The 1,317-nt window shown below is 66.1% G+C and carries 2 pseudogenes; both read right to left on the bottom strand.

Going from position 1 to position 1,317, the window contains the following annotated elements:
* A pseudogene (locus tag FHT77_RS31110) lies at nucleotides 1-1,132 on the bottom strand (conjugal transfer protein TraA); the annotation flags it as partial.
* Nucleotides 1,132-1,317, bottom strand: a pseudogene (locus FHT77_RS31105) (mobilization protein); the annotation flags it as partial. The pseudogenes FHT77_RS31110 and FHT77_RS31105, both read right to left, overlap by 1 nt.

The raw sequence follows: 1,317 nt of genomic DNA, 5'->3' as shown, positions 1-1,317 counted from the left end.
AGCGCCGGAACGAGGCGATCGAGGTTTCGAGGCGCTCGCCATCCTCGGATCGCATCGCGACAATCGCATGGACATGCACGTGCGGTCGCTTGCCAGCCTCGTGTTCCCGCTTCGGATCGTGCGCCGGATGGTGAAGGGAAAAGACATAGCGATGATGCTGGAATTCTGCCGCCAGGAAATCGCGCGCTGCCGATCGAAACGCCTCGGCATCGGTTCCTGATCTTGCCGACATCACAAGATGCATGACATCCCGGGGTTTGCGGCTGTGCAGTTCGCCGCGCCACTGCCGTTGCACGAGTTCGCCGGCCCTTTTGGCATCGGCAATCGTCTCACCGCGGTCAGTTGTGACGGCGCCCGCGGACGTCTCCACCAGCTGGCGCAGCCTGGCCGTGCCATAGTCGACGCCATTGCCGTGGCCGGTGAAGCGCAACTGGATGTCAGCTGGCGCCCTGCCGACGTCTGCCAGTCGGCGCTGCACGATCTCCTCGGCCCTGGCATCGGCGCTCAGCCGCTCGCCGCTGCGATCGCGCAAGACCACCACACCGTCGATGCGGTACTGTCCCTGCCGCTCGGTGACCGCAAAGGCGAAGGACCGGTCGCCGAGCGCCGACGTCACAATATCCCCCGCCCAGGCATTCAGCGCTCGGCCCTCGCCGGGCTGGCCGGCGACGTCGATGCGGAAGGAGGCGATGTCGCGGCTTTCGGCGCGATTGCCCATCAAGTCAGCCCAATCGTCCGCAAGGGCGGTGAGCGCCTCGCGACCCAGCATCGTATCGCCTGCCTGGTTCTCCATCACAAGCTCGCCATTGCGCGAGATGTAGCTTGCCATCGCCGCCAGACGCCCGCCTCCGGCAAACGATGCCATCTTCACCACCGCGGGCTGGCTGCCGCTGGCAAGGGCTGTAAAGCGCGTCGCCATTGGCCGCGGCGCCGGTGCATGTCGCCCCATGCCAGGATAACCGCTGGCTCGCACCGTCATCCCGCGGCGGACACGGCTGCGGTCCTCAGCGAGGCTGCGCCGGCGAGGCTCTTCATCGTCGGTTGCGCGCTTCCTGCCAGCCAGGCGCTCGTGCAGATAGGCGGCTCTGCGCTGCTCCCATTCCTCGGTAAAGGCGCCGAGAAAGATCTCCATCAGCCATCCCTCCTGATCGTGCGTCCCGGTCGGGCGGCAAGCCGATGCAGCTCCAGCATCAGCCCGGCAATGAGCGGCTGCAGCTCGCCCAGCGCAGCGACAATCTCGGGCGATCGTTTGTCCTGCCTTGAGAGCCGGACCAGACTGTTGAGGTTTACGCCGATTGCCCTGAGGTCACGGTGAAG

This window comes from Rhizobium sp. BK181 (assembly GCF_014193305.1).
In the GTDB taxonomy this organism is placed as follows: domain Bacteria; phylum Pseudomonadota; class Alphaproteobacteria; order Rhizobiales; family Rhizobiaceae; genus Rhizobium.
Note: the sequence above shows the minus strand (reverse complement) of the source record. Positions and strands in the feature narration are given on the sequence as shown.